Raw genomic sequence first — 2,749 nt, forward strand, 5'->3', positions numbered from 1 at the left:
ACTCCGGAGCCGCGTGCCCTGGAACTCGAGGACCTGCCGCGCGTGCGCGATGAGTTCGTGGCCGCCGCCCGCCGCGCCGTGGACGCCGGTGTCGATGGTGTGGAACTGCACAGCGCCAACGGCTACCTGTTGCAGCAGTTCCTGACCCCGGCATCCAACCAGCGCACCGATGAGTACGGTGGCTCCCCGGAGAACCGTGCGCGCTTCGTGATCGAGGTGACGCGCGCGGTGGTCGAGGAAATCGGTGCCGATCGCGTGGGCATCCGGATCTCCCCGCAGCACAACGTGCAGGGTGCGGTCGAGGCCGATCACGCTGACGCCGTGGCCACGTACGAAGCCCTGGTCGACGGCATCCAGGACCTGGGTCTGGCGTATCTGTCCATGTTGTACAAGGACATCGACAGCTCGTTCGTGCAGGATCTGCGCACCCGTTTCGGCGGTCCGTTCATGCTCAACAGCGGGTTCAGCGAGCACACGGACCTGGAAGAGTCCGAGCACATCGTGCAGGACAACATCGCCGACGCCGTGGTGGTGGGTCGCGCGTTGATCGCCAACCCGGATCTCGTGGAGCGCTGGCGCGAGGGCTTGGAGCTGAACGAGCCGAACAGCAAGACCTTCTACGGCGGTGACCACCGGGGTTATACCGACTACCCGTTCGCGAAGGTGGCGGTGCAGTAGGCTCTGGTTTCTGCAGGCGCACGCGGTGGGCCGTTGGAGCGGTTGCCTACATCTCAGGGGCCGGTGGAACCCTTTTCCCAGGTGGGAGGGGTTCCACCGGCCCCTGATGTGTGTTCGGGGGTTCTAACGCGGCATGAGGTGCGGCCTACTCCTCACCCAGCAGCATCCGCGCACCCTTCTCGCCGATCATGGCGGAGGGTGCGTTGGTGTTTCCCGTGGTCACGGCCGGCATGATCGAGGCGTCGACCACACGAAGGCCCTCCACCCCGTACACCTTGAGGGTTGCCGGATCCACGACCGCCATCGGGTCGGTGCCCATTTTGCAGGTGCCAACTTGGTGGTGGTAGGTCGTCACTGCCCGGTCCATGTAGGCGTTTTCTTCATCCTCGGTGGCGAGATCGGACTCGGGGCAAATCTCTCGAGCTCCCCAGCCCTCGGCCAAGGGCGCGGCCTTGACCATGTCCCTGGCCTGGCGGAACGAGGCTCGCAGTGATTCCCGGTCCCGCGGATCCGCGAAAATTTGCGGATCGTACTCGGCGGGATCCGTACTGCTGGGTCCCGTCAGGCGGATGGTTCCGCGCGAGTATGGCCGGACCAGCCCGCTGTGCAGTGTGAAGGCATTGGCGGGTCCGGTCATGTCGTCGTCGTACATGGGAACGCAGAAGTGGATGGGTTGGGTGTCCGGCCGATCCTGCTCTGAATCCGAGCGCCAGAACAGGTGTGTCTGCGACACGGATTGCTCATCGACCTGGTGATCAATGGTCCGGGTGGTAGCTTCCGCAATCACGGGCAGCAGCAAATGATCATGCAGGTTCTCACCCACGCCCGGGAGGTCCACGACCGGTTCGATACCCACATCCCGCAGGTGGCCGGCCGGGCCGATGCCCGAGCGCAGCAGAATCTTGGGGCTGTCCAGGGCGCCGGCGCACAGGATGACCTGATCGGCACGGATCACCTCGCCGGAACCGTTTGCCGTGGCCGCGGGGTCATCCGATTCCACACCCTCGACCTCGCGGTTGTCCCCGGCGTGCAGTTCGACGCCGACCGCCGCGCCATCCTCGATCAGTAATTTCTCCACGATCGCGCCCGTGCGAACCGTGATCCGCCCGCTCCCGACCAGCGGCTTCACGTACGACGTGTACGTCGTGCAGCGTTTTCCATGTCGAATGGTGAGCTGCTCGTAGGAAACCCCCTCCTGCCGGTCCCCGTTGTAATCGGGATTGAACTCCACGCCCACGGCCTCCGCCGCGGCAATGATCGACTCGAAGATCGGGCTGCGTTCGTAGTCACCCACCACGGGAATCGGGCCGTCCTCGCCCCGCGGGTTGCGATTTTCGGGTGACGCGGCGCCGTCGTAATTTTCCAAGGCCTCGAAAACGGGGCCGACGTCGCTCCACGACCACCCGTCGCAGCCTGCCGCGGCCCAATCGTCGTAGTCGAGTGGGTTGCCGCGAACCCAGATGGACGCGTTCAAAGCGTGTGAACCGCCCAGGACCCGGCCCCGTGGCCAGTGGATGACCCGGCCGGAGGCGTGTTCTTGCGCAACGGTGAAGTAGTCCCAGTCCTCGGCGCTGTGCCACAGCTCGCCCAGGCGGGGAAGCTCGGCAATGGCGGGGTTGGTGTCCTGCCCGCCCGCCTCCAGAAGAGTCACGGCGTGGCCGGCCGCGGCCAACCGCCCCGCGACAATGGATCCTGCCGTGCCTGCGCCAATCACCACGGTGTGCTGGTCGGAGGTGTTCGAATTCGTGTGTGCCATGAGGACACTATGCGCCCAAATGTGAGCTGCGTCTCGGTGGAGGGCGCATGAGTGTTGGTGATCCGTGCAGAGCTACCACTGCGTGCCATGGGAACCGCTCCTGACACCTGAGGGGTCGTTGGAACCTCTTTCCCCGGTGGGAAGGGTTCTAACGGCCCCTGATGTGTGGACGTGGGCTCTACTCAGCCTCCAAATGCTCCACCACGCGGAACTCCTGCATCACCACCGCAGCGCTGTCATCAAGCTGCCATGCGGGGGAGTTGGCGGCCCAGAACTCTTCGTGGTCCCGCCGCCATTCGGCCAGCGTGGCGTGAC

General features: G+C 65.2%; 1 protein-coding gene and 1 pseudogene. One reads left to right on the forward strand and one right to left on the reverse strand.

The annotated features are described in order from the left end of the window. Window positions 1-678: pseudogene (locus Q4E95_RS11570) on the forward strand (alkene reductase); the annotation flags it as partial. Window positions 679-823: 145 nt separating this feature from the next. Here the strand turns inward: Q4E95_RS11570 and Q4E95_RS11575 are convergent. After that, entirely contained in the window at window positions 824-2,434 is a 1,611-nt protein-coding gene (locus tag Q4E95_RS11575) for a GMC family oxidoreductase (RefSeq protein WP_303383452.1), read from the reverse strand. Between the last annotated feature and the right edge of the window lie 315 nt (window positions 2,435-2,749).

Source organism: Kocuria sp., assembly GCF_030536815.1.
Classification (GTDB): Bacteria; Actinomycetota; Actinomycetes; order Actinomycetales; family Micrococcaceae; genus Kocuria; species Kocuria gwangalliensis.

Bases quoted from the DNA above. Each gene is read 5' to 3' on its own strand.
- Q4E95_RS11575 (WP_303383452.1), bottom strand. From the start codon at position 2,434: ATGGCACACACGAATTCGAACACCTCCGACCAGCACACCGTGGTGATT.